Annotated in this window: 28 protein-coding genes, 2 tRNA genes and 1 pseudogene; 13 read left to right on the top strand and 18 right to left on the bottom strand. The window is 58.6% G+C overall.

Features of this window, described 5'->3' with window-relative positions; all coding sequences use genetic code 11:
- Nucleotides 1-100: 100 nt before the first annotated feature.
- The gene (locus WGT02_RS04650; protein WP_208245192.1) at nucleotides 101-1,216 is read right to left on the bottom strand and encodes an IS630 family transposase; all 1,116 of its coding nucleotides are present in this window, start codon (nucleotides 1,214-1,216) and stop codon (nucleotides 101-103) included.
- Between the two features lie 28 nt (nucleotides 1,217-1,244).
- Between WGT02_RS04650 and WGT02_RS04645 the strand changes: the two genes are divergently transcribed.
- Entirely contained in the window at nucleotides 1,245-1,529 is a 285-nt protein-coding gene (locus WGT02_RS04645) for a LexA family transcriptional regulator (protein ID WP_225039569.1), read from the top strand.
- Between the two features lie 238 nt (nucleotides 1,530-1,767).
- Entirely contained in the window at nucleotides 1,768-1,974 is a 207-nt protein-coding gene (locus WGT02_RS04640) for a hypothetical protein (protein WP_024313062.1), read from the top strand.
- 129 nt (nucleotides 1,975-2,103) lie between these two features.
- Here WGT02_RS04640 and WGT02_RS04635 read toward each other — a convergent pair whose 3' ends face one another.
- The gene (locus WGT02_RS04635; protein WP_208248860.1) at nucleotides 2,104-2,508 is read right to left on the bottom strand and encodes a hypothetical protein; all 405 of its coding nucleotides are present in this window, start codon (nucleotides 2,506-2,508) and stop codon (nucleotides 2,104-2,106) included.
- Between the two features lie 243 nt (nucleotides 2,509-2,751).
- Here WGT02_RS04635 and WGT02_RS04630 point away from each other — a divergent pair, with 243 nt between their 5' ends.
- The 4 genes from WGT02_RS04630 (at nucleotide 2,752) to WGT02_RS04615 (ending at nucleotide 5,601) form a co-directional block, all read left to right on the top strand.
- The gene (locus WGT02_RS04630) at nucleotides 2,752-2,985 is read left to right on the top strand and encodes a hypothetical protein (RefSeq protein ID WP_024313064.1); all 234 of its coding nucleotides are present in this window, start codon (nucleotides 2,752-2,754) and stop codon (nucleotides 2,983-2,985) included.
- A gap of 23 nt (nucleotides 2,986-3,008) precedes the next feature.
- Nucleotides 3,009-3,194: a hypothetical protein gene (locus tag WGT02_RS04625; protein WP_024313065.1), complete on the top strand. Its 186-nt coding sequence runs from the start codon at nucleotides 3,009-3,011 to the stop codon at nucleotides 3,192-3,194.
- A 1,200-nt stretch (nucleotides 3,195-4,394) separates the two neighbouring features.
- The gene (locus WGT02_RS04620) at nucleotides 4,395-4,580 is read left to right on the top strand and encodes a hypothetical protein (RefSeq protein WP_208248862.1); all 186 of its coding nucleotides are present in this window, start codon (nucleotides 4,395-4,397) and stop codon (nucleotides 4,578-4,580) included.
- Nucleotides 4,581-4,623: 43 nt separating this feature from the next.
- Nucleotides 4,624-5,601 (top strand): hypothetical protein, encoded by a 978-nt coding sequence (locus tag WGT02_RS04615; protein WP_208248864.1) that lies wholly within the window; start codon nucleotides 4,624-4,626, stop codon nucleotides 5,599-5,601.
- Here the strand turns inward: WGT02_RS04615 and WGT02_RS04610 are convergent.
- Complete coding sequence (locus tag WGT02_RS04610) at nucleotides 5,583-7,079, bottom strand: DDE-type integrase/transposase/recombinase (protein WP_208245018.1); 1,497 nt, start codon at nucleotides 7,077-7,079, stop codon at nucleotides 5,583-5,585. The genes WGT02_RS04615 and WGT02_RS04610 overlap by 19 nt on opposite strands.
- A gap of 117 nt (nucleotides 7,080-7,196) precedes the next feature.
- Here WGT02_RS04610 and WGT02_RS04605 point away from each other — a divergent pair, with 117 nt between their 5' ends.
- Complete coding sequence (locus WGT02_RS04605) at nucleotides 7,197-7,679, top strand: hypothetical protein (protein WP_208248867.1); 483 nt, start codon at nucleotides 7,197-7,199, stop codon at nucleotides 7,677-7,679.
- 205 nt (nucleotides 7,680-7,884) lie between these two features.
- On the opposite strand, the gene WGT02_RS04600 is transcribed toward WGT02_RS04605, so the two are convergent.
- The 10 genes from WGT02_RS04600 to WGT02_RS04555 form a co-directional block, all read right to left on the bottom strand.
- Nucleotides 7,885-7,960 (bottom strand) — tRNA-Phe (locus tag WGT02_RS04600).
- Between the two features lie 182 nt (nucleotides 7,961-8,142).
- Nucleotides 8,143-8,352 (bottom strand): DNA gyrase inhibitor YacG, encoded by a 210-nt coding sequence (gene yacG, locus WGT02_RS04595; protein ID WP_024313069.1) that lies wholly within the window; start codon nucleotides 8,350-8,352, stop codon nucleotides 8,143-8,145.
- Between the two features lie 18 nt (nucleotides 8,353-8,370).
- Nucleotides 8,371-8,991 carry a Maf-like protein gene (locus tag WGT02_RS04590; protein WP_024313070.1) on the bottom strand — a complete coding sequence of 207 codons (621 nt, stop codon included), beginning with the start codon at nucleotides 8,989-8,991 and terminating at the stop codon, nucleotides 8,371-8,373.
- 57 nt (nucleotides 8,992-9,048) lie between these two features.
- On the bottom strand, nucleotides 9,049-9,267 hold the full coding sequence (gene infA / locus WGT02_RS04585; protein WP_003545338.1) for a translation initiation factor IF-1: 219 nt from the start codon (nucleotides 9,265-9,267) through the stop codon (nucleotides 9,049-9,051).
- Nucleotides 9,268-9,385: 118 nt separating this feature from the next.
- Nucleotides 9,386-9,862, bottom strand: a complete 477-nt coding sequence (locus WGT02_RS04580; RefSeq protein WP_024313071.1) for a low molecular weight phosphatase family protein — start codon at nucleotides 9,860-9,862, stop codon at nucleotides 9,386-9,388.
- 5 nt (nucleotides 9,863-9,867) lie between these two features.
- Nucleotides 9,868-10,341 carry a UPF0262 family protein gene (locus WGT02_RS04575; protein WP_024313072.1) on the bottom strand — a complete coding sequence of 158 codons (474 nt, stop codon included), beginning with the start codon at nucleotides 10,339-10,341 and terminating at the stop codon, nucleotides 9,868-9,870.
- 3 nt (nucleotides 10,342-10,344) lie between these two features.
- Nucleotides 10,345-11,643 carry a histidinol dehydrogenase gene (hisD, locus tag WGT02_RS04570; protein WP_208248870.1) on the bottom strand — a complete coding sequence of 433 codons (1,299 nt, stop codon included), beginning with the start codon at nucleotides 11,641-11,643 and terminating at the stop codon, nucleotides 10,345-10,347.
- Nucleotides 11,644-11,679: 36 nt separating this feature from the next.
- Complete coding sequence (locus tag WGT02_RS04565; RefSeq protein ID WP_024313074.1) at nucleotides 11,680-12,117, bottom strand: DUF2948 family protein; 438 nt, start codon at nucleotides 12,115-12,117, stop codon at nucleotides 11,680-11,682.
- Nucleotides 12,118-12,233: 116 nt separating this feature from the next.
- Entirely contained in the window at nucleotides 12,234-13,526 is a 1,293-nt protein-coding gene (murA, locus tag WGT02_RS04560; protein ID WP_024313075.1) for a UDP-N-acetylglucosamine 1-carboxyvinyltransferase, read from the bottom strand.
- Between the two features lie 105 nt (nucleotides 13,527-13,631).
- The gene (locus WGT02_RS04555; protein ID WP_024313076.1) at nucleotides 13,632-13,826 is read right to left on the bottom strand and encodes a hypothetical protein; all 195 of its coding nucleotides are present in this window, start codon (nucleotides 13,824-13,826) and stop codon (nucleotides 13,632-13,634) included.
- A 151-nt stretch (nucleotides 13,827-13,977) separates the two neighbouring features.
- On the opposite strand from WGT02_RS04555, the gene WGT02_RS04550 reads away from it, so the two are divergent.
- The 3 genes and pseudogenes from WGT02_RS04550 (at nucleotide 13,978) to WGT02_RS04540 (ending at nucleotide 16,040) form a co-directional block, all read left to right on the top strand.
- Nucleotides 13,978-14,052: transfer RNA gene (locus WGT02_RS04550), tRNA-Thr, on the top strand.
- 83 nt (nucleotides 14,053-14,135) lie between these two features.
- A complete protein-coding gene (locus tag WGT02_RS04545; protein WP_225039567.1) occupies nucleotides 14,136-14,918 on the top strand; it encodes a capsular polysaccharide synthesis protein in 783 nt (260 codons plus the stop codon).
- Between the two features lie 62 nt (nucleotides 14,919-14,980).
- Nucleotides 14,981-16,040 (top strand): annotated as a pseudogene (locus tag WGT02_RS04540) (IS630 family transposase).
- Between the two features lie 290 nt (nucleotides 16,041-16,330).
- Here the strand turns inward: WGT02_RS04540 and WGT02_RS04535 are convergent.
- Both WGT02_RS04535 and WGT02_RS04530 read right to left on the bottom strand, forming a co-directional pair.
- The gene (locus tag WGT02_RS04535; RefSeq protein ID WP_024313078.1) at nucleotides 16,331-16,579 is read right to left on the bottom strand and encodes a hypothetical protein; all 249 of its coding nucleotides are present in this window, start codon (nucleotides 16,577-16,579) and stop codon (nucleotides 16,331-16,333) included.
- A complete protein-coding gene (locus WGT02_RS04530) occupies nucleotides 16,579-16,905 on the bottom strand; it encodes a hypothetical protein (RefSeq protein WP_162392068.1) in 327 nt (108 codons plus the stop codon). The genes WGT02_RS04535 and WGT02_RS04530 overlap by 1 nt, the downstream gene beginning before the upstream one ends.
- Here WGT02_RS04530 and WGT02_RS04525 point away from each other — a divergent pair.
- Complete coding sequence (locus WGT02_RS04525; protein WP_024313079.1) at nucleotides 16,873-17,115, top strand: DUF982 domain-containing protein; 243 nt, start codon at nucleotides 16,873-16,875, stop codon at nucleotides 17,113-17,115. The genes WGT02_RS04530 and WGT02_RS04525 overlap by 33 nt on opposite strands.
- 228 nt (nucleotides 17,116-17,343) lie before the next feature.
- Here WGT02_RS04525 and WGT02_RS04520 read toward each other — a convergent pair whose 3' ends face one another.
- The 3 genes from WGT02_RS04520 to WGT02_RS04510 all read right to left on the bottom strand — a co-directional run bounded on the left by WGT02_RS04520 (nucleotide 17,344) and on the right by WGT02_RS04510 (nucleotide 19,388).
- Nucleotides 17,344-18,492 (bottom strand): acyltransferase, encoded by a 1,149-nt coding sequence (locus tag WGT02_RS04520; RefSeq protein WP_208248872.1) that lies wholly within the window; start codon nucleotides 18,490-18,492, stop codon nucleotides 17,344-17,346.
- A gap of 152 nt (nucleotides 18,493-18,644) precedes the next feature.
- Nucleotides 18,645-18,902 carry a hypothetical protein gene (locus WGT02_RS04515; protein WP_024313080.1) on the bottom strand — a complete coding sequence of 86 codons (258 nt, stop codon included), beginning with the start codon at nucleotides 18,900-18,902 and terminating at the stop codon, nucleotides 18,645-18,647.
- A 222-nt stretch (nucleotides 18,903-19,124) separates the two neighbouring features.
- Nucleotides 19,125-19,388, bottom strand: coding sequence for a hypothetical protein (locus WGT02_RS04510; protein ID WP_024313081.1), 264 nt, complete (start codon nucleotides 19,386-19,388; stop codon nucleotides 19,125-19,127).
- Nucleotides 19,389-19,553: 165 nt separating this feature from the next.
- On the opposite strand from WGT02_RS04510, the gene WGT02_RS04505 reads away from it, so the two are divergent.
- A complete protein-coding gene (locus WGT02_RS04505; protein WP_024313082.1) occupies nucleotides 19,554-19,817 on the top strand; it encodes a hypothetical protein in 264 nt (87 codons plus the stop codon).
- A 96-nt stretch (nucleotides 19,818-19,913) separates the two neighbouring features.
- On the top strand, nucleotides 19,914-21,974 hold the full coding sequence (locus WGT02_RS04500; RefSeq protein WP_208248875.1) for an ATP-dependent helicase: 2,061 nt from the start codon (nucleotides 19,914-19,916) through the stop codon (nucleotides 21,972-21,974).
- The last annotated feature ends 52 nt before the right edge of the window (nucleotides 21,975-22,026 follow it).

The raw sequence follows: 22,026 nt of genomic DNA, 5'->3' as shown, positions 1-22,026 counted from the left end.
CCTGAAACCGCCGGGCTTTGCCCGCGGAGATATCGCGATTCCTACAATAATTTCAGCAGTTTACCGTTTATGGACGGGCACTAGTGCCGCGCCACAGAGATTATGACTCTTTGACGGGGTAAGCTTTGCGGAGCTTTTGGCGGGCTTTTTCGGTTGTGAACATCCATTGGATCTTTGCGCCATTAGCGTTGCGTTGCTGCTCCCAGGCTGCGACTTCGGCGATTATGGTGTCTTTATTGTCGATACGACGGTCGAGGCATTGGCTGCGCAGGACACCGATCTCGATCTCGACCATGTTGAGCCAACTGGCGTGCTTGGGCGTGTGGTGGAACTCCAGTCGCTTCAGCACCCTTCGAGCCTCCGGGGCTGGAAATGCGTCGTAAAGCGCCCCGGCGGAATGGGTGGAGAGGTTGTCCATCACCACGCGGATGATCGGGGCGTCGGGATAATCGACGTCGACCAGTTCGCGCATGCACTGGGCGAAGTCTTGGTTGGTTCGCCGATCGGTGACCTTCACCCTGCGCCAGGGCTGGTGGGCGTCCATGAAGACAAACAGATTGACCGTGCCGTTTCGGCGATACTCGCAGTCGTAGCGTTCAAGCTGGCCAGGCTTGGCCGCAATGGGCTCGCGCACTTCGCCGATGAGTTGGGTCGGGCTCTCGTCGAAGCAGACCACGGGCCTTTGTGGATCAGGCGTCTCTGCGTAGAGGTCGAGAACATCCTCCATGCGCGCGACGTATTCCCCATCGAGCTTTGGGATGCACCACATGTCTTTGCGCCAAGGTTTGAGATGATTCTCAGCCAGCCGGCGACGTACGGTCTCCGAGGACAACTCGTCATGATCGGTGAGTCGGACCATCTCATCGGCCAGAAGCTCCAGGGTCCAGCGGGCTCGCCCGGGCGGCGGCTTTGAGCAGGCGGTCGCCACCAACAGCGCCTCCTCCTTGCTCGATAGCTTGCGCTCAACACCCGGGCGCGGTTCTTCACTGAGCGCGCCTTCCAGATTGGCTTCCACAAACCGGCGCTTGGTCCGGTAAATCGTCGATCCGCTGACGTTCAAGGTTGCCGCGATCACCTCGTCGCTGAAGCCTTCGTCCGCCGCCACCAGGATCTGGGCGCGCTTGATCTTGCGCGACGCATGGCGTCCCCCGCTCAACAAAACGGCCAGTTGATCACGTTCCGATTGGCTAAGCTCTACGTGAAACTTTATATTCATCGACACCTCCTTCAGCGCGGAGACGCAGATGAATCCGAAAATGAGTCCCTCACTTGACCCGCAAGCCGCAACGGCAAGACATGGCCTTACGCAAGTCCAAGGCCAGTACCTGGCCTTCATCTACGCCTACAGCCGCATCTTCAAACAGCCTCCGGCCGAAGCCGACATGCGTCGCCACTTCGCCGTTACGGCTCCGTCTGTTCACCAGATGGTGCTGACCCTCGAGAAGGCAGGATTTATATCCCGCGTGCCAGGCGCAGCACGCAGCATCCAACTTCTCATCCCACCAGAAGACTTGCCCATTCTACGATAACCCAACCCGTCATAATCTCTGTGGCGCGGTACTAGATAGGCATTTTGAGTGTTCACGGCAACGCGCTTCTGTTCCAGCGGCGGGAGGAAAACAAACCACCCCAGGTGATTCGGTCGGCTTCAATTCGCCCGCACGTCAACCTCAGTTTCCCATCCCGATTTCTGAGGATAGCCCCACGTCAGCTTCAAATGGCAATATAAGAGTGCACTAAAACAGAAACGACTCATTGGAGTTATCCATGCGAGCACTTGCGGCTGTTCCTGTTGCACCCAGCGTCATCATCGATGCCGAACCGTTCGGCTATATCAGAAAGGTCTACGTCGACGACGAGGCCTGCTGGGGCTTGTTCGATTCCGATGGCGACGTGATCTTCGTCGGCGATGCGGCCAGTGATTGCCACACCTATGCGGCGAAGGAACAGATCCGCATACAGATCATCCATTGAATCTCTGCGCGATGTCCGCGCAACGTGACGCCTGGCACGAACCGGCATCGCACCCAGCACGAAAATTGTGCTAAGGGAGACCGTCCGGCAAGGCGATCACGCCCTGCCAAACGTCGCATTGGGCTGGCATCAGCGGTAAGACGGCGCCGACGGTGTGACCACCACCTTGCCGTTGGAGACGATGATGAAGGCGAAGAGCAAGACGCCTGCCAAAGTGATAATCGACGCAAGAGCGACAAGCGGCTCCATGGCGGGGTTGCCCTGAAGCATGAGGTAGAGCGACGGCACCATCAGGGCGATGCCAGCCGTGTACACGTAGTACTGGATCATCGCGAGGCGCTTCTCGGCCTTCTGGGGATTGAGCGCATGGTAACCGAGAAAGATTGCCATGGTCACCCACCCCAGCAGATTACAGTGCGCATGCGCGCCGATGACGCTGTGATCCTGCGAAATTGCCATGTTCAGACCCATGACGACGCCGACGATCAGAAATATGACTGCGGTCTTGAAGTATAACTGCGAGATGCGTGGCATAGAGTATCCCCTTCCGTTTGCTCCGATAGTATTATCATTGCGCAATTCAATTGAGAACGGCCTACCTTCGGAGATTTAACCTTCGCCAAACTATCATGTTACCATCCGGCGACCCCATCCGCGAAGCGGCATTGCCGGCTCGTCGCGGAGGCGACGCAGCTTCTGAACAGTAGCGCATTTTTAAGCACTTCCTTAAACTCATCTCGACTATTCTGCCTCGCCGGCACATTCGCGGAGAGCGAGATGAGAGAGATCTACAAGCCCTTTGTCGCCAGCGATGACCCCGACCGGGACATCCGCTGCCAGGACGCCCTGCAGTTCGCATTTCGCGATCTCGTCGCGGCATCGGTCGAAGCGGGCTGGAGCGAGGACGAAGCGCTCGAGGCCATTATCACGCTTGCAGACGACAGCCTCGGGCGGATCGGCGCCAATGACGACGCCAAGACGCTGCTCGATGTGCTACGACGGATGGCGTAGCGGCACCCGCTTAGACAGGGTGGGTGAAGCCGGCTGATCTGATCGGCCGCGCCCTCAAGCGGAGGGCTTCTCGAGGCGCTCAAGAAACCGCGCTGCAATGTCTTCGTTACCGTGACATACGCGAGCGCCGGCTTGAGGAGGAACTGTTCTTCAAACGCCTGATCGGGGAGATCGTTGAAAGCCAGACCTTCTACGACTGTTCCTTTTAGAGTGCCGCCCTCTGGTAGTTGCAACTCATGGGTCTGGTAGATGCCGAGCAGTACGCCGTCCAGAACGAGTTCTTCGTCAGTGACGTTCACCTCGGCGAAACGCCCGGATAGGCGAACGACGTCCTCTAATCCAAGCGCAACTTGTTGCTCGTCGCCAACGATCTTGGTCGTTGCTCCCGCATCTCGTAGCACCTTTATGAATTTTTGGAGGGCCCTGACAAACCGGGGAGACCCCGCAGCTATCCTGGACGAAAACGGTTCGGCTGTCGCAGTATTCAGTCGCTGGGAAATGCGGCAATGGCCGTGCAACGCAACGCGACGCGAATTGGCTGAAATAACCGAAGCGAAGAGCGACTAGATTGTATCTGCTTCGAAAAGGAGTGGTGCCCAGAGCCGAGACACGGAAATTCAACAAAAACAATATAGTTAGCACGCCGCTGGACACCGGATCGTGCTACGCAATCATTAGGTTTTTTGGAAAAGTGTCCAGCCTATTTTGGTCCGCTTTGCGCCAAGCAGACGAACAGCTCGGCCGGAAAGCGTTCAAAACCGGGCGCAGCTGATCATCTGGCACGATGCGATCTGCCATACTACCGGGACGTGACCTCCAGAAACACAGTCGGCAAATTTTGCGGCAGGCACTATCGCCTTCTACTACTGATGCGGCGCATGTCTACAACGCGGCCATCGTGCTGCGGCACGGCAATCTCGAACCGGCTACTGCCCCTACCGCGGCAGTCGATCCGCCGGATAAACCGCGGTTGCGGAGCAGCCTCTCGCCCTCACTGCAACTGATCCCTCTGCCTCTATTGAGATCGGTGCCAATGTTGATGGTGATATTGGTCTGTGCGCTTGCCCAGGTCGGCAGGGAGATTGACGCGAGGGACAGACCGGCAGCCAGCGCTAGTGAGAGGAACAACGATCTAGGCAAGGCATCCTCCCTTTGGACAGTGTGCTCTGCGCACATGACGCTCGTTTTCCTGGCGAATGATACAACCCTGGGAGTGAGAGCGATAGAAGCGTAAGCGCACATCATGCGCGATTGGGTTTTCAATTTCTGCTAGACTGCCTCGGCCTCGCCTTGTTGCGGGGGCGAGTTTAACCAGGGAGGAAATCGATGGTTCGCCACCTTCCACCTTCGCTCGTCTTCGCCGCCGCCGCTCTGCCAGCTCTCGGCGCGGTTCAGATCGACCGGCCACGGTGACCTGCAAGGATCATAATGCAGCCAGCCACCAGGGCGTGGTAAAGATCGGTTCTACGGTGCGTGAGGCGTTGAAGAACGATCCCAAGCTGGGCAAGCTCAGCCAGGCCAACCTGCTCATGGCGATCAATAACGCCCGCGAGGCTCACAAAGACGCAAAGCTGATAGACGCGCTGCATATGTAACAGTCCCGCAAACGAACAAGCCTTGATGGATGTGGAGGAGACAATGGCACACTCGCTTTGCGGTCGCCGCATTGTTGCAGGTTTTCGGCCGACGCTGCTGGCGCTTGCGGGGGTCGTGATATTCAGCGGCTCCCCGTCAGCCGCGTTCGCGGACACGGTCGACATGCGCGACGTCGTTGTTCGCGAGTTCGAGGCGTTCGACCCCAATTATCGGGAACGGCGTCAGCAGTATGCGGAGCGCCTCGGGGCGCTCGCCGCCAGGATCGCAGCCGAGCAAGCTGCGGGTAACACGCTGCAATGCTCGGAGCAAATGTATCTCGAGGCAAAGTGGCTGCTCGGCTATACGGCAAACTGGGATGCACTCAAGGACAAGCTGGACCGCATCGAGCGGAGCTTGCAGGACAAAACCCAGGACTTTGCCACCGAGCAATCGCCGGTGGATGGTTTCTGGGGACTCTGCTACGATCAATGGTTCATGCGAGTAGGCGCGACAGCGACGGCCTTTGGCCTTCTCACAAGCCAGGGGCAACCCCCTCGGTATCGCTTGCGCCCGCGGCTCACCACCGGACGCGACCTCATCAACTATTTGCAGGGCCTGCTCATCTCGGATATCGAAAACACAGGCATCGACCACCGCGGCGAACTCAGCAGCGTGATGACGAGCTATTCAACGGCAGCCTACAAGCGCGATCTCCAGGATGTCCTTGCCGGCTTTGTAGCGCTTGACGAGAACATTGACTGGGATGCAATGCGCGAGGCTGCCTGGTTTTTTATCCACGGCTCACAGGATATCGGAACTGGCTATTGGGGAGCCTGGTACGTCATCGATGGTAAGATACGCAAGACCGCCGATCTCAGCATGACATTTCATGTCGTGCGGTACAGCAAGGGCGAAGTGGTGCGGCGCGACAATCAGGATGAGAATCGTATTGCCTCGCCTGTGAATGTTCCTGATGCACTTGATCATTGCCTCACAAGATTGCTCCTTTCTGCTGCGAGCGTTCAAGTCGCGGAGAGTTGAGCTGTTTCGGAATTTGCGCCGAAGATCATGGCATGGGCTTTATTTCGACGCCACTCTTTGACGCGCCGTTGCACTGTTCGCAGGAGTCCGTCGGGGTACTCATTCGGATAACGCTCTTGAAGCCGCTCGAGCAACTCGCGGCCTGTCCGCCAAGGTTCCTCCTCAAACCAAGAGCGGAGATCGTCGGTCACGCGGATGAGCGGGTCTGGTCTACGTCGCTCTCGGCGCAGTTTTGGTTTCGCTTTGGCCGTCGGACGGACTTCGCCTTCCGTCCAGGCGTGGCGCAGGTTCTGCAAGAACGTTTCGATATCCGGCGTGGCTGTTGACAGCGAGGCATTGCTGGCAACCTCGACAAGACGCTGCTGCGCTGTTCGAATATCGCGCAATAGTTTCACAGGATCCAACTGATCGCCGATGTGCGATAGCCGATTTCGGACTTCGGTCGGTGTTCTCGGATCTGCCAAGAGCCTCTGATAGGGTGTCGCAGGAGGATGATAGATCTTTTTGACCACCGCGCCATCGCGACGCTTCTCCCGCAGCTTAAAGGATGGCTGAAAGAAGTTTATGAACAAGCGCACCGATCGGTATAGATCGGCCAGGGTCGCAGCGGCCTCGACCCCCTCATAGCGATGATAACCAACAATGCGGCGAACGATCGACCCATTCTTCTGCTCGACGAAAGCCTGATCATTCTTGCGGTAGGGACGGCAACGCGTGAACTCGATATTGGAATCAAGGCAGTAATCCCTGATCGTTTCGTTGATGAACACGCTGTCATTGTCCGTATCGAAGCCGAGCAGCGGAAACGGCATCAGACGCCGCAACTCACTCAACACTTCCGTCAGAAGCTTCTGCTCACGCACAAGCAGAGGCGCACATTCCGTCCAGCCACTGGCAATATCGGTGAGGACTAGCGTTTGGACGAAGCTGCCCCGCGCAACGGGGCCGGAGTGGGAGACAAGATCTGCTTCAACAAACCCAGGCGCGGGATCATCCCAGTCAGAGAATGTCCGGACGGGGACGCTACGCCTTAACGCAGACGAAGCCACCGAATGCCGGCGTCGCCGGCCGCCCGCTGTTTCGCGAATGTCTTTCAGAGCGCGATCAATCGTCGCGGCGCTCATCTGCAATAACAGAGCCCGAACCCGGTCATCCAGGTTGAGGTGTCCGTGCCGCTCCATGGAGATGACCAGCGTCGGGAGCAGCGCCTTTAGCCGCTTTCCACAAACACGGTCGGACGACTCCCACAACACGATAAGCGCTTGGCGGGCGGCTTCGTCATAGATCCGAGGACGTGGTCGAGACGCGACTTGATTATGTGTGCCGCGGAGTAACCGCATCGCATGTTTCCGGTGCATGCCGCTGATCGCAACGAACTGATCGAGAATGCGCGATTTTTCCTCTCGGCTGCCTTGGAGGTAGCGCTTTGCTAAAGCTGCAATCAATTCTTTCTTGGTCGTCACGCTGATGTGCCTCATCTGATTTGCTCCGCACCCACAAATGCTGGGAGCAAATCAGATGAGGCAACGGCCAATAATCAAGGAGCATTTTTGGCGAGGCAATGCGGCCTCTCATCCAGATCGCCGCGCTATAAAGTGGATCATTGGCCGCAGATCATCAGGACGACCCTCGCCATCAAAGACGATCCTTATCCGTTCGGGTGGCGCAGTGGCGGGAAGTTTAACAATCACAACCTCTACGATGTCGCGACGATCTTCAAGTTCGGCTGGCCGCACATGAGCGAGGAGGAGCGCAGGACGGCCCGCGATGAGATCCGCCAGATGTTGCGCTGGTCAATCGGGAACACCCTGAACCCCGATGGTACCTATCGGCACGATCCCGGCTACGGGGACTCCTATGCCGACGAATATTATTTCGGCGTGTCGCTGCTCGATGTTCTAGGCTACTGGAAGCCTGCTGAAAGGTTTTGGACCGATGATCCGCTTGAGCCGGCCCTGGCCGGTCGTGCCGACTGCTGCCTCATAAAGCAGCGCGTCAAGGCATATGGCTTTGAGGGCTGGGCCGGTGCTGCCGCTTTGGAAAAGCTCGAGAGGAGTTGCAACGTGTGTCCCGCTTGAGCGGCAAACCAACGCTAAGTCAGCCGCCCAACCATGTTCGAAATCCCAATCGTCGCGTCAGGTCTGGAGCCCATGCTATCGCGGAACTCCGGTCACCGGAGTGTCCGCAATGGGGCCGAGAACGGTCATTGAGAGATAGTGGTATCCAGCCCTACGAGATTCTGGACACCTAGCAAAATAAAACACAATAAAATCAATGGTGATTTGGTGCCCAGAGCCGGAATCGAACCAGCGACACGCGGATTTTCAATCCGCTGCTCTACCAACTGAGCTATCTGGGCTAACCCGCTTCGCAGATGTTCTTTCCCGAGAAAGTACCGGGGGCCTTGGTTCGCCCCGGAAGCGAGCGGGGTTATAGCATCTTGTCGGGACATGGCAAGCGCCAAATGACAGTTTTTTGAGAACCCTTTGAATTTTCCGGATTCATCAACGAATTTAAGGGCTTCGCCCGTGGAAAACGAGCCTATTCCTCGTCCTCGTAATCCGCCTTCGCCTCGTCGTCGGCAACGGGGATGGCATAGGAGCCGGAGAGCCAGCGCGAAAGATCGACTTCGCGGCAGCGGTTCGAGCAAAACGGGTAGTGTTCGCGGTGGGATGGCTTGCCGCATTCCGGGCAAGGGTGCGTCTTGCGCAGCGGTTCCACCTTGGCAGCTGCTTTCTTTTCGTCAGACATAAGCGGTCCCTTCGAGGATCAGCCCTCGGGCCACCGGCTATGCACGTCAAAGCCTTCGCCGGTCAGCAGAAGGATGGTTTCATAAAGTGGCAGACCGACGACATTGGAGTAGGAGCCAACCATCTTCTGCACAAATGTGCCGGCCAGGCCCTGGATGCCATAGGCGCCGGCCTTGCCGCGCCATTGCCCGGAGGCAAGGTAGTTCTCGATCTCGAAACCGGAGAGCCGCTTGAAGCGAACCTTGGTCTCGACAATCTTCTGGCGGATCTTGCGGTCGGGCGTCACCAGGCACACGCCGGTGTAGACCCAGTGGCTGCGGCCAGACAAGAGATACAGCGAGGCCGATGCCTCATCCGCAAACTCGGCCTTCCCCAAAATGCGGCGGCCGACGGCGACCACGGTATCGGCGGACAGAATATAGCTGCCCTTCCACATCATGTCGCCCTTGATGGCAGCGAGCGCCGCCTCGGCCTTTTCCGTCGACAGACGCCGCGCAAGCGAGCGCGGGTGTTCCGACTTCTTCGGCGTCTCGTCGATATCCATCGGCATCAGACGCGAAGGCTCGATCCCTGCCTGGTTGAGCAGATCGACGCGGCGGGGCGAGCCGGAAGCCAGAATGAGCTTGTATTTCAGCGCCATGGAACCTCGACCACCGGAAGACGAAGAAAATAGCCTTTCGAGCCTTTGAGGCCAGGCCTACTTGAAGCGGTAGGTGATGCGGCCCTTGGTCAGGTCGTAGGGAGTCATTTCAACGAGAACCTTGTCGCCTGCCAGAACGCGGATGCGGTTCTTGCGCATACGGCCGGCCGTGTGGGCGATGATCTCGTGTTCGTTTTCGAGCTTTACGCGGAACGTCGCGTTCGGCAAAAGCTCGGTCACGATACCCGGAAATTCGAGGACTTCTTCTTTAGGCATATAGTGGTTTTCTTCCTGTCGGTTGAGATGACGGCGGCAGCCGCCCCAAATTTTGCGCGGAAACTACACAATCAACGGAGGTTTGTGAACCTAATTGATCGCGTTTCTGTCATTTGTTTCACGCCGATTGCGCGGCGATGGTATTTCTTCTAACCAGCCGGCTCTCGATGAGTTCGGTCAGATGATCACGGACTTCCCGATAGCTGTCCAGAATCTGCTCTCGTGTGCCCTGAACGACGGTCGGATCCTTGGTCGGCCAGTAAACGACTTCGATGGCATTTGACCGTGTCAGCTCCAGCGCGGCGTGGTGCGCTGGCGGCGAGAGCGTGATGATGAGATCGAAGTAGTCGTCCTCGAGCTCCTCCAGCGTGTGCGGATGATGCCGACCGAGAGAAAGTCCGATCTCCTCCAGTGCTACGTCGACGAAGGGATCCCGCTCCCCGGCGCGAACGCCTGCAGACTTGATGTAGACGTTCGCCGGTAGCATGCTGCGGGCGATCACCTCGGCCATGGGGGAGCGGATGGCGTTCATTCCGCACATGAACAGGATGGCGCCCGGCCTTGTCCCCTCGCCTGCCTCGACCGCGGGTTCCATCGCCGTCAGCCGCGCCAGTAGAGCACGCAGACCAGCGTAAACAGCCGCCGGGCAGTGTCGAAATCGACCTCGATTTTGCCGTTCAGACGGTCCCTCAGCGTCTGCGAGCCCTCGTTGTGAATGCCGCGCCGTCCCATGTCTATCGCCTCGATGCGGCTCGGCGACGCCGAGCGGATTGCCTCGTAGTAGCTTTCGCAGATCAGGAAATAATCCTTCACGATGCGGCGAAACGGGGTCAGCGATAGGATGTGGGTCGCGACGGCACCTCCGTCCTCGGTCGTGATCGCGAAAACCAGCTTGGAATCGACCAGCGAGATATTCAGTCGGTACGGGCCACCGTGATGGCCGATAGGGGTGAAGCTGTTTTCCTCGACGAGGTCGAAAATAGCGACCGCGCGCTCGTGCTCGACGTCGGGCGTCGCTCGGCCGATGGTGTCGTCAAGGACGACGTCGCAAAGCCGGAAGTCGCCCGCTGCCATCTCTCACCTTTCCAGATTGAGGCGGATCGCAACCGATTGCGCATGCGCGTCCAGCCCTTCGGACACGGCGAGCGCAATGGCAGCGGGGCCTAGCGTGCGGAGTTGCTCGGGACCGAGACGTAGGAGCGAGGTGCGCTTGACGAAATCGAGCACGGAAAGACCGGAGGAGAACCGCGCCGAACGTGCCGTCGGCAAAACGTGGTTCGAGCCCCCGACATAGTCGCCGATCACTTCGGGCGTGTGGGCCCCGAGGAAGATCGCGCCAGCATTGCGGATACGAGACAGCAGTGCATCCGGATCGGCAACGGCAAGCTCGAGGTGTTCAGGCGCGATCCTGTTTGCCAACGGAATAGCGCCCTCCAGGGACTTCACGAGAATGATCGCGCCAAAGTCCCGCCAGCTTGCGGCAGCGGTCTCGGCGCGATTGAGCGTCTTCAGCTGCCGTTCGACGGCTGCTTCTACCGACTTTGCGAACTCGGCATCATCGGTGGCGAGGATCGCCTGCGCGCTCGTATCGTGCTCGGCCTGCGCCATGAGATCGGCGGCGATCCAATCCGGATTGTTGTCCTTGTCGGCAATCACCAGCACTTCCGAGGGACCGGCGATCATGTCGATGCCGACGGTGCCGAAGACCTGGCGCTTGGCGGCGGCAACATAGGCATTGCCGGGACCAGTGATCTTGGCGACAGGCGTGATGGTTTCTGTGCCATAGGCAAGTGCAGCGATGGCCTGCGCGCCTCCGAGCCGGTAGATTTCGGTGACGCCCGCGAGCTTGGCGGCAGCAAGCACGGCCGGGTTGACGGCACCGCCTGTTGCGGGAACGGCAATGACAATGCGATCGACGCCGGCGACCTTCGCCGGCACGGCATTCATCAGCACCGAGCTCGGATAGCTCGCAGTGCCGCCCGGCACATAGAGGCCGACCGCCTCGATAGCCGTCCAGCGGGAGCCGAGCCCGACGCCCATGTCGTCCTCGTAGATATCGTCCTTCGGGAGCTGCCGACGGTGATGCGATTCAATGCGCAGGGCCGCGACCTTCAACGCACCCAGAACTTCGGGAGGAACCGCCTCAATGGCGGCGTCGATCTCGGCCTCGGTCACGCGCATCGGCGTCACGGCAAAATCGATCCCGTCGAACTTCTTCGAATATTCCGCAAGCGCCACGTCGCCGCGCGCCCTGACATCATCGATGATGGCGCGAACGACCGCGTTCACGTCTTCTGAAACTTCGCGCTTGGTCGTCAGGAAGGCGGCAAACCGTTGCTCGAAGCCTTCCGATGCCTGCTCCAGCCAGATTGCCAATGCGATATTCCTCTTTGATAACAGACGAACCAGATCTCAAGCGCCGGGATGACGCGGTTTGGATGCGGTTTCCCACGCCCCGCCGACATCCGCAAGCTGAACCTCGATGCACTCGACATCCAGCGCAATCGTTGCCGTGCCCGATAGTACCAGCTCAACCATGCCTTCCGGCCCCTCGCCTTTCTGTTCGAAGCGGATGGCCAGCAGCGACAAGACTTCGTCGCCATTCTTGCGATCGATGCCGGTCGAACGCACCGCAAGCACGCGCTTGAAGACGACAGCTGCGCGACGGCGTTCGAAGCCCTTGCGCTTCTTGCCGGCTTCCTCCCACACGAAGCGGTTGACGGCGACCGAGACCTGACCCTCGCGCGGCGACCAGGCGATATCGGCGATCTTGAAGACGCTATCCTGCAAATGCGCAGAGACGACGGCAAGATCCTCGCTATCGAGCGCAACAAGCCTCAGATCGGTCATGCAGGCAATACCCCATCGCCAATGCATCGCCGGAATGGCGATGCGTCTGACAACGGACATAAGGCGCGGCAACGCAATGCGCAACCGGCACAAAGGGCGAAGTGACGCCCTTTTAACTACTCGCTGACGCGCTCGACGATGGCGCCGCAGCGGGTGAGCTTTTCTTCCAAGCGCTCGAAGCCGCGATCGAGGTGATAAACCCGCGACACCATCGTCTCGCCTTCGGCAGCAAGGCCGGCGATGACGAGCGAAACGGAAGCGCGCAGATCGGTCGCCATGACTGGCGCACCCTTCAGCCGCGGAACGCCCTCGATCTTCGCCGTCTGGCCAGACAGCGAAATCTTCGCACCGAGACGCGCCAGTTCCTGCACGTGCATGAAGCGGTTTTCGAAGATCGTCTCGGTGACATGCGAGATGCCGGTCGAGCGCGTCATCAGCGCCATGAACTGCGCCTGCAGATCGGTCGGGAAGCCCGGGAAGGGATCGGTGACGATATCGACCGGCTTGATGCCTGCGCCATTGCGGCGAATGCGCATGCCGTTGTTGGTCGGCGAAATCTCGGCTCCGGCGCGGCGGAGCGTTTCAAGCGCCGTGTCGAGGAGCGCGGCATCGGTGTTCTCAAGCGTCACATCGCCGCCGGCCATGGCAACGGCCATGGCGTAGGTCCCGGTCTCGATGCGGTCCGGCAGGACGCGGTGACGCGCGCCGGAGAGCGAGGTGACGCCTTCGATTGTGATCGTGCTCGTGCCGGCGCCGGAAATCTTGGCGCCCATGGCGTTCAGGCAGTTGGCGAGGTCGACGACCTCAGGCTCGCGGGCGGCGTTGCCGATGACGGTTGTGCCGCGGGCGAGCGTCGCTGCCATCATCATCACGTGCGTCGCGCCGACCGATACCTTCGGGAAGGTGTAGCGGGCGCCGATTAGGCCACCCTTCGGAGCGGTCGCATTGATATAGCCGCTGTCGATCTCGAGGTTCGCGCCAAGCGCGGTCAGGCCATCGAGGAACAGATCGACGGGGCGCGTGCCGATGGCGCAACCACCCGGCAACGAGACGCGGCACTGGCCTTCGCGCGCCAGAAGCGGGCCAATGACCCAGAAGGAAGCGCGCATCTTGGATACAAGCTCGTAGGGAGCGGTGGTATCGACGATGGTGCGGCAGGTGAAGTGGATGGTGCGCGAGTAGGAATCTTCCTGGCGCTCGCGGCGGCCGTTGACGGCAACATCGACGCCGTGATTGCCAAGGATGCGCATCAGAAGCTCGACATCGGCCAGATGCGGCACGTTTTCGAGCGTCAGTGTATCGCTGGTGAGCAGCGAGGCGATCATCAGCGGCAGGGCGGCATTCTTTGCGCCGGAAATCGGAATGATGCCGTTAAGCTCATTACCGCCGACAATTCTAATACGATCCATGTGCGCTTACGGGCGATGCCCGCCTTTCTGAAAGGCTGTCTGTAAAAAAAGATGCGGGTGTTTAGACGAAATTAGCGGGGGCTTCAATTCGCTGTGAACCGAACATTACGATTCGTCCATTTTTGCGGCAGGCAGCCCATTCGTCTCATCCGCCTGCCCCGATCGACGGGCACGGGTCTGCTGTTTGCGGCGGGACAGATTTTCACGGAGCTTTTCGGCGGCGCGCTCGCGGCGCAGTGTCGCCTGTCGTTCGATCTCCGCCTTGCGGCTGTGCTGGCCTTTTTCGGTGTTCTCAGTCATGCCGCAGGCTTACCCGAATTTGCGCCAATTCAAAAGTGGCCCGACCTTAATCTCTACAAAGATGGAAATTGCGGCTTGCGCTTATCATGAAGCTGTGGCAATAGCCCCCCGTTCACGCAATGCAGCCGGTTCGGTTGCGCGTCTGGTCCTTGCTGCCGTAGCTCAGTGGTAGAGCACACCCTTGGTAAGGGTGAGGTCGGTGGTTCAATCCCACTCGGCAGCACCAGTTTTCCTTAAAGAAATCAATAGAGCGCCACCTTTCCGGCTTTGCTGGGCAGCCTGCCTTTGTAAGAGACAGCGGGATTATCAATGTTTTTATTTGACGCATTTCTGATCTGGAAGAAAGTAGCCCATTCGATACGACGCAGCTTTGTTGGAAAGAAGAAGTCCCATTCAGAGAATGCTCGCTATGCATTCGAAACGATGCCTAAAAAACTTCCTCGCGCAGTGTGGATGTATTGGGACAAACCTCTGGAGCAAGCGCCGCCAGTTGTCCGCTATGCTGTCGATTCTTGGATCAGGAAAAATCCCTCCTGGGATGTGAACGTCCTGAGCGATGCAAACGTAGCCGAATTCGTTAACGTACCACCTCCCAAAAGCAACCGCAAAATTCAGTGGCGGGCGGACTTAATCAGGGTCGCCCTGCTGCGGGACTTTGGCGGGGTTTGGGTGGATGCGACGACTTTTTGTGTCAAACCACTGGACGAATGGCTGCCACCGTTGATGGAGAGCGGATTTTTCGCATTTCCCGACAGTTATCCCGGCCGGACAATGGGGATTTCTTTTCTTGCTGCGGAGCCGCAAAATTACCTTGTGTGCAAGTGGTTCCGGTTGATGGTGAAATACTATACAAAGCGCGGGAAGCCCCTTCATTACTTTTGGGTCATGTATCTTTTTGAGTACATCATAAGGACTGACCGCAAAGCGCTCGCTATTTGGCAAGCCACCCCGAAACTCGCGTCAAAGGGTCCTATTCTCTTGAAGCGTATTCTGACACAGCCAGAGCTACTGGAGCCGATCCCCGACTACGTCGATACGGCAGCGATCCCGTGGTTAAAGATCAGTTCTGATACCAGCGTGAGCGATCTCTGACTCTTTTTGAGGTTTCCAAATCAGTTGAGTTCTGAATCAATACCGCAAACGGAGGTTTGCGGATGACATCAGGAATTCCACTGCGCGATGACTTCGACGGCTTCGCTCTTCGGGCGTTGGCCAAAGGCACGAAGGATGCGGCACAGGCTCGGCGGCTTCTTGCCCTTGCCGAAATCTATGATGGCCATTCCCGCAGCGATGCGGCCAGGATCGGAGGCGTGACCCTGCAAATTGTCCGCGACTGGTTATTCGCTTCAATGCGCGTGGCCCGTCGGGGCTCATCAATGGCAAAGCACCCGGCAATCAAGGAAAGCTTTCCGACGTGCATCGCCAGGCTTTGGCAAAGATCGTCGAAAGTGGCCCGATACCGGCGGTGCATGGCGTTGTGCGCTGGCGGCGCAAGGATCTTGCTCAATGGCTGTTCCAAGAATATCGGATATCCGTCGATGAAACGACCATTGGCCGCGAATTGAAGGCGCTCGGCTTTGCAAAGCTGTCTGCCCGCCCGCGCCATTACGCCCAGAACGAAGGCGACCTGGAGAGTTTTAAAAAAACTTCCCCGCCACACTGGCAACCATCAAAAGCAGGCTCCCCAAGAACATCGAGATTGAGCTCTGGTGGGCCGACGAAGCTCGGATAGGGCAGAAGAACAAGATCACCCGGCGATGGGCACGCAGGGGAACAAGGCCTTCGGCACCACACGATCAACGCACGATGTGGACCTATATCTTCGGCGCTATCTGCCCCAAGAAGGGCAAAGGTGCGGGTCTCGTTCTTCCCTACTGCGACACCAGCGCCATGAACCAGCATTTGATCGAAATCAGCCAGGCCGTCGATGACGGCGCTCATGCCGTGCTGATCGTTGATCAGGCGGGGTGGCATGTCACGCCGAAGCTCGATGTGCCCGACAACATCACACTGCTCTTCCTGCCGCCACGCTCGCCCGAATTAAATCCCGTCGAGAACGTGTGGCAATTTCTGCGTGACAACTGGTTGTCCAACCGGATCTTCAAAGATTACGAGGACATCGTCGCCCATTGCTGCGACGCATGGAACAAGCTGGTCGCTCAGCCGTGGAAGATCATGTCGATTGGAATGCGTGACTGGGCGCACCGGTTTTGATTAGCGCTCGTTGGTATGACACCAAGCTTAGCAATCAAGAGGTCTCGTATGCCCTCGAAAGCAACGCGGATATTGAGCTCCGGAAAGTCGCTGAAACCGCTCTTCAGAACCGGCAGGGCGAACGCCGAAACTCGTGAACCGTCGCGCGCGTGCGCTCACATCAACAGGCGGCTTGTAAGCGGCAGTGCCTGTTCGACTGCGCCTGCGTCTACGATTCGGAATCGCTTTATAACCTCAGTTCGGGTTCGCGGGCCCCGCGAAGTCGTTGGCTCGAAGACGAAATGTCTTGGTCAGGCGTCGAAGTGCCAATCCTTCGTCGGACGGCACGACAGATAGTCGGATGCGTCGAGATCCTCGATCATCCGTCTGAGCGTTAGGACAGTCTCCTCAAATGTAGCAAGCTTCGCATCGGTAACGTCCACGTTCCTACCCGTGGCGTCATCGATTTCGAGCCATCGCTGCTCGCCACGCCGCATGAAGACGACCAGAGAAACATACTTCTGGCACTCCGCAGTCAGCACATGCTTGAGGTTCTGCATCACCGATCTCCAACGCTGACAGGGGCGACTGACGTTGAGCCTTCCATGGTTGCACAAAGTGTCGTCTTCAGCCTGTTAAAAGCAGCGATCTGCCGCCGCTCAGAGGGAACAACGTCTTGCGCGGCAAAAAGATCGGAAACGCGCATGCCGATGAATACGGGATCAAGCAGCGCACCGGTTTTCCCGTTTGCGAGCCCCGAAAATATCGCTAAAATATCCTTTGCTTGCGGCCTTCTGGAGGAACGTGGAGGCTGATTCGCATGTTTTGGCGTAAGCAATGGAGGAATACGCCGATGGCCATAGAGAAATGGAATGATCCAATTCATGTGGGGTTCGAAAATACCGGCGCGCGCACCATCCTCGGTCCGCTGGACGCGTTGAAGTGCCTGGCAGACCTTTGGCCGAGCGCTCGCGGGTTGCGTTATCTTAAGGCAAGAAGCACCTGCAGAGCTGCCCTTGACGGTCGCAAGACGGTCGAAGAGGCTCGAGCGGAGTTTGTTGCCGCCGCGGAAGAAGCAAAGCTGAAGGTCAATTGATCGGGCATTCGGTCCGCTGACTACCGGCAGATTGTCGATAACCTGTCCCGGAACAGGGCAATGATTTATTTTTACTTAACCCTCGGCGGCGCTTGCTGTTGGGATCGCGACGAACCTCATTGCCATTCAGGCACGTCCCTCAATAAAACATTGGCAGCCATCATGATGATGGTCAGAGGCTCGTCACCCTCTGCGAAAGCAGACGAGCCTCGATTGCGATAAGCAGTCTCACGCCGGCTTCAGACGCCTTCTCCCGATCTTGTCCAACACTTTGCGCCCGAGCTTCTGGCCCGGCCCTTCGATGCGGGTGAAACCCAGGTAAGCCAGCGCATAGGCTAGCGGCAGGAGAGCGGTCACCACGATCGCAAAGCGTACCGGCGCCGAAATCTCAGACCCGAAATGCCTGATGATGAATGCGGCGATCGGCTGTAGCAGCAGCAGATGGATCAGGTAGACCCCGAACGAAAGCTCGCCTAGCCAATGGCAGAAGCGATTTCCCATGAGAGAAGAGACGCGGTCGCCGAGCCTTCCGACCAGGCCGGGCAACAGATGATAGTGCACCAGCGCGAAGAAGGCGACCACGAGTAGCAGGCGGACGGAAACCTTCGTCGAGGTCATGTCGCCGCCGATCGGAATCATCACCAGGATGACGGCAAGCAAGCCGTTCATCACGGTTTGCCGCTGCGTCACGAACAACCCATTGGCAATCAGCATGCCGCACAGGAAGACGTGCATCTTCAGCGGCAGGAAAGACGGCATCGGGAAATCGATATGTGCGGCCTGGACAGCCTTGGCGACGATGAAGGCGGCAAGCGCAATCAAGGCGGCGCCGGGCAACCATCTGGTTTTCCTCAAAAGCAGCATCGCGAGCGGAAAAACCACATAGAACTGCATCTCCAGGCCGAGGCTCCAGTCAGGCAGCGGCGTGCGAAACGCATAGGTCGGATGCAGCCCGAAGAGGAAACTTGCGTGGATGAGAAGGTTGCGCAGGCTGCCGTCCAGATAGCGCTCCGGCAATTGCGGGCCATGCGCGAGGAAGGTGTCGATGACCATCCGGCTCTCATAGAGCTGCGGCCCCAGCAACAGCGCGATGCACAGCATCACGTAATAGAGCGGCGCAATACGGAAGAAGCGCTTGAGCCAGAAACCGAACCAAGTGGTCGGCTTTTCCCAAGGATTGGCGGTCTCGCGTAACCGATAGTGAAAGACCATCAGAAAGCCGGACAGCATAATAAAAAGATCGACGCCCAGATCCGGCGACGACAGGATCGGAAGATGCCAACCTGTCAGTTGCAGGCTATGACCTAAGAGGACCCAAAGCGCAGCAAGGCCGCGCAGCCCGTCAAGGCATCCGATCCGCTTGCTCTCAATGATCATCGGGTATCCTTCCGGTTGAGGCTCAGCTTCGCGGAAGCTAACGCAATGTGCTGCAATGCACAACGCGCAACCAGAAAAGTTGATCGGCCCTGCGTGGGAGAGCGCGATCTTGGCGACCCTATGTCAGGAATTCCAAAACGAAACGGGGACGATCAACAGCGACCGTCACTCTGCACCTCGAGGTAGCCGACGCCGATAATGGCGCCGTCAAAAGACCGAATGAAGGATGGAACATAATGCGTCGTCGGCGCGGTGCAGGACACCGAGCCACTATATTCGTTCATTGCCATCTCATCCTGCGGCATAGCGGAATAGTCGCTCGTGATCTCGAGCGAAGCCGAAGCTGGCGTGATAAAGGTCCCTATTGCCAGCGCAAAAGCCGGCACTCCCAGTCGAAGAAGTCTTTGCATGCGCTTCTCCTGTGTTTTGATTACAAGCATTAACTAATGAAAAGCGTTTTTAGTTCCAGTGCTGCCGCTACTACTTTCGCACAGTGAATTCGTCGTATTTTCGATCAAGCTAAATTGTATGATTTTACATGATGGTAGGTACTGGCATCCATGTGCACAGCTATATGCTGGATGTGAGCGCCAAAACTGATGAGTTTACAGTATTATATTTGGGTAGCCTGACTAACGTCGCAACATCCGGCTGCGGACATAGTCCTTTCCTACCACCCCTTCAGCTATCTCAACCGCCCGCTTGAAATGGCCCTTCTGCCGAACGAATCCCTCAAGAACGACGTAAGGTCCGAGGATCGACACGACAATTTCGCTGCTATCAACGTCATAGGCGGCACTGAGGGCGCTTTCGACCGAGGCACGGGTCGATGCGAGGCCATGGCCTTGCTCGCAGGTACTGCAGTGACCTTCCGTTGTCTGAAATCGAAACACCATGACCGCCTCCGAATGACCAGGCCAGTTACTGGCTAACGCCGGAGGGCAATTTTAGTTGCACTGCACCAATCTATACTCCGAAGAAGCTCGCCGAGGCCGGCGCTCGCACTTGGCGTTTCGACCTGCCGAGCCATATATCCTTGGGGTTTAGGCGGGGTTGCAACGATGAAGGTACTGCTTCCGACGGTTCTATCGGTCGTGATGCTATCGGGCTGCACCACGGATAGTTCGACCGAGGTTCAGCCGATTCCGGGCAGTATTACCTACGGCGGGCAGCCGCGCACGAAGTTGACCAAATCGCCGCCCGGCAGTGCCATCTATAATTCCTTCTACGATTCCACCGGCACCAGGGTTAGGGAAACCTATATCCTCCAGCCGGATCGCACCCTGAAGTTGACCAGGCGTGTCATCGTTCCCGATTTCCCCTGACATGCTGCCGCTTGACAGCGACGCCGTTCGAGAACATTCAAGGAACGTTCAACATTTCCGCGGTGCGATTCTCCGCCGAAGCAACCGGACGGCTGAATGTATCTTGAAAAGCTCAATCCCCAGCAGCGCGCGGCCGTCGAATACGGCACGCTCGCTGATGGCGCCCACATTGCCGGTCCGCTGCTCGTGATCGCCGGAGCCGGCTCGGGAAAGACGAACACGCTCGCGCACCGCGTCGCGCATCTGATCGTCAAAGGCGCCGATCCGCGCCGTATCCTCCTGATGACATTTTCCCGTCGCGCGGCCGCCGAGATGGCGCGCCGCGTTGAGCGCATCTGCGCCCAGGTGCTCGGTAGCAATTCCGGCATCATGGCGGACGCGCTCGCCTGGAGCGGAACGTTTCACGGTATCGGGGCGAGGCTCTTGCGCGATTATGCGGAGCAGATCGGCATCGACCCGGCCTTCACCATCCACGATCGCGAAGACAGCGCCGATCTGATGAACCTCATCCGGCACGAGCTGGGCTTCTCGAAGATGGAGAGCCGATTCCCGACGAAGGGCACCTGTCTTGCGATCTATTCGCGCGTGGTCAATTCGGAAAGCGAGCTCAGCCTGGTGCTGCGCGACGCCTTTCCCTGGTGTTCGGCTTGGGAAAATCAGCTGCAGGAGCTCTTTGGCGCCTATGTCGAAGCCAAGCAGAACCAGAACATTCTCGATTATGACGATCTGCTTCTCTACTGGGCGCAGATGGTCAGCGAGCCAATCATCGCGGACGATATAGGCCGCCGTTTCGATCATGTCCTCGTCGACGAGTATCAGGATACGAACCGCCTGCAGGCATCAATCCTGCTGGCATTGAAGCCCGGCGGACAAGGCCTGACGGTCGTTGGCGACGACGCGCAGTCGATCTATTCCTTCCGCGCCGCCACTGTGCGCAACATCCTCGACTTCCCGGCGGCATTCAGTCCTGCCGCGAATATTGTCACGCTCGATCGCAACTATCGCTCGACACAGCCGATTCTCGCAGCGGCCAATGCGGTGATCGACCTTGGCTCGGAGCGCTTCACCAAGAACCTCTGGACAGAACGGCAATCCGCCCAACGTCCACGTCTCGTCACGGTGCGCGACGAAGCCGATCAAGCGCGATACGTTGTGGACAAGGTGCTGGAAAACCGCGAAGAGGGCGTGAGGCTGAAGCAGCAGTCGGTGCTGTTCCGCGCCTCCCATCACAGCGGCGCGCTGGAGGTCGAACTGACCCGGCGCAACATTCCGTTCGTGAAATTCGGTGGACTGAAGTTCCTTGACAGCGCGCATGTGAAGGACATGCTCTCCGCCCTGCGCTTCGCCCAGAACCCGCGCGATCGCGTCGCCGGCTTCCGGCTGATGCAGTTGCTTCCGGGCGTCGGGCCTTCGACCGCACAGCGCGTCATCGACCAAATGGCTGCCGATGCCAGCCCGCTGCAGGCGCTCGCCGAACTGCCGGCCCCGCCCCGTTCCGGCGAGAATTGGACCGCCTTCGTTTCGATGCTGCAGGAAGTCAAGACGGGCAAGGCCGGATGGCCGGCCGAGATTGGTCTCGTTCGCGAGTGGTATTGCCCGCATCTGGAACGCCTGCACGAGGATGCCTCGACCCGCCAGGCCGACCTGTTGCAACTGGAACAGATCGCCGGCGGCTATCCTTCGCGAGAGCGTTTCCTGACCGAGCTGACGCTCGACCCGCCGGATGCGACCAGCGACCAGGCCGGCGTGCCGCTGCTGGACGAGGACTATCTGATCCTCTCCACGATCCATTCCGCCAAGGGGCAGGAGTGGACCAGAGTGTTCATGCTAAACGTTGTCGATGGCTGCATCCCTTCCGACCTCGCGGTCGGAACCAGCGCCGAGATCGAGGAAGAGCGGCGGCTGCTCTACGTCGCGATGACCCGCGCCAAGGACAATCTCGACCTCGTCGTGCCGCAGCGCTTCTTCACGCACGGCCAGAACGCGCAGGGCGACCGGCATGTCTACGCGTCACGCACACGCTTCATTCCGGCGACGCTGCTGCAGTTCTTCGAGGTGGTGGGCTGGCCGCAGGCCAGGACCGATGGCGGAGCATCGCACCAGGCGCGGCAGGTACGCGTCGATGTCGGGGCGCGCATGCGCGGCATGTGGCGCTAGAGCTGTCTTCTGAAACAGGGAGCCGGTTTCGGGCCAAAGACATGCGTCAAAC

Source organism: Rhizobium sp. T1470 (assembly GCF_042140505.1).
In the GTDB taxonomy this organism is placed as follows: domain Bacteria; phylum Pseudomonadota; class Alphaproteobacteria; order Rhizobiales; family Rhizobiaceae; genus Rhizobium; species Rhizobium favelukesii.
This window is presented reverse-complemented; position numbering and strand designations above follow the sequence as displayed.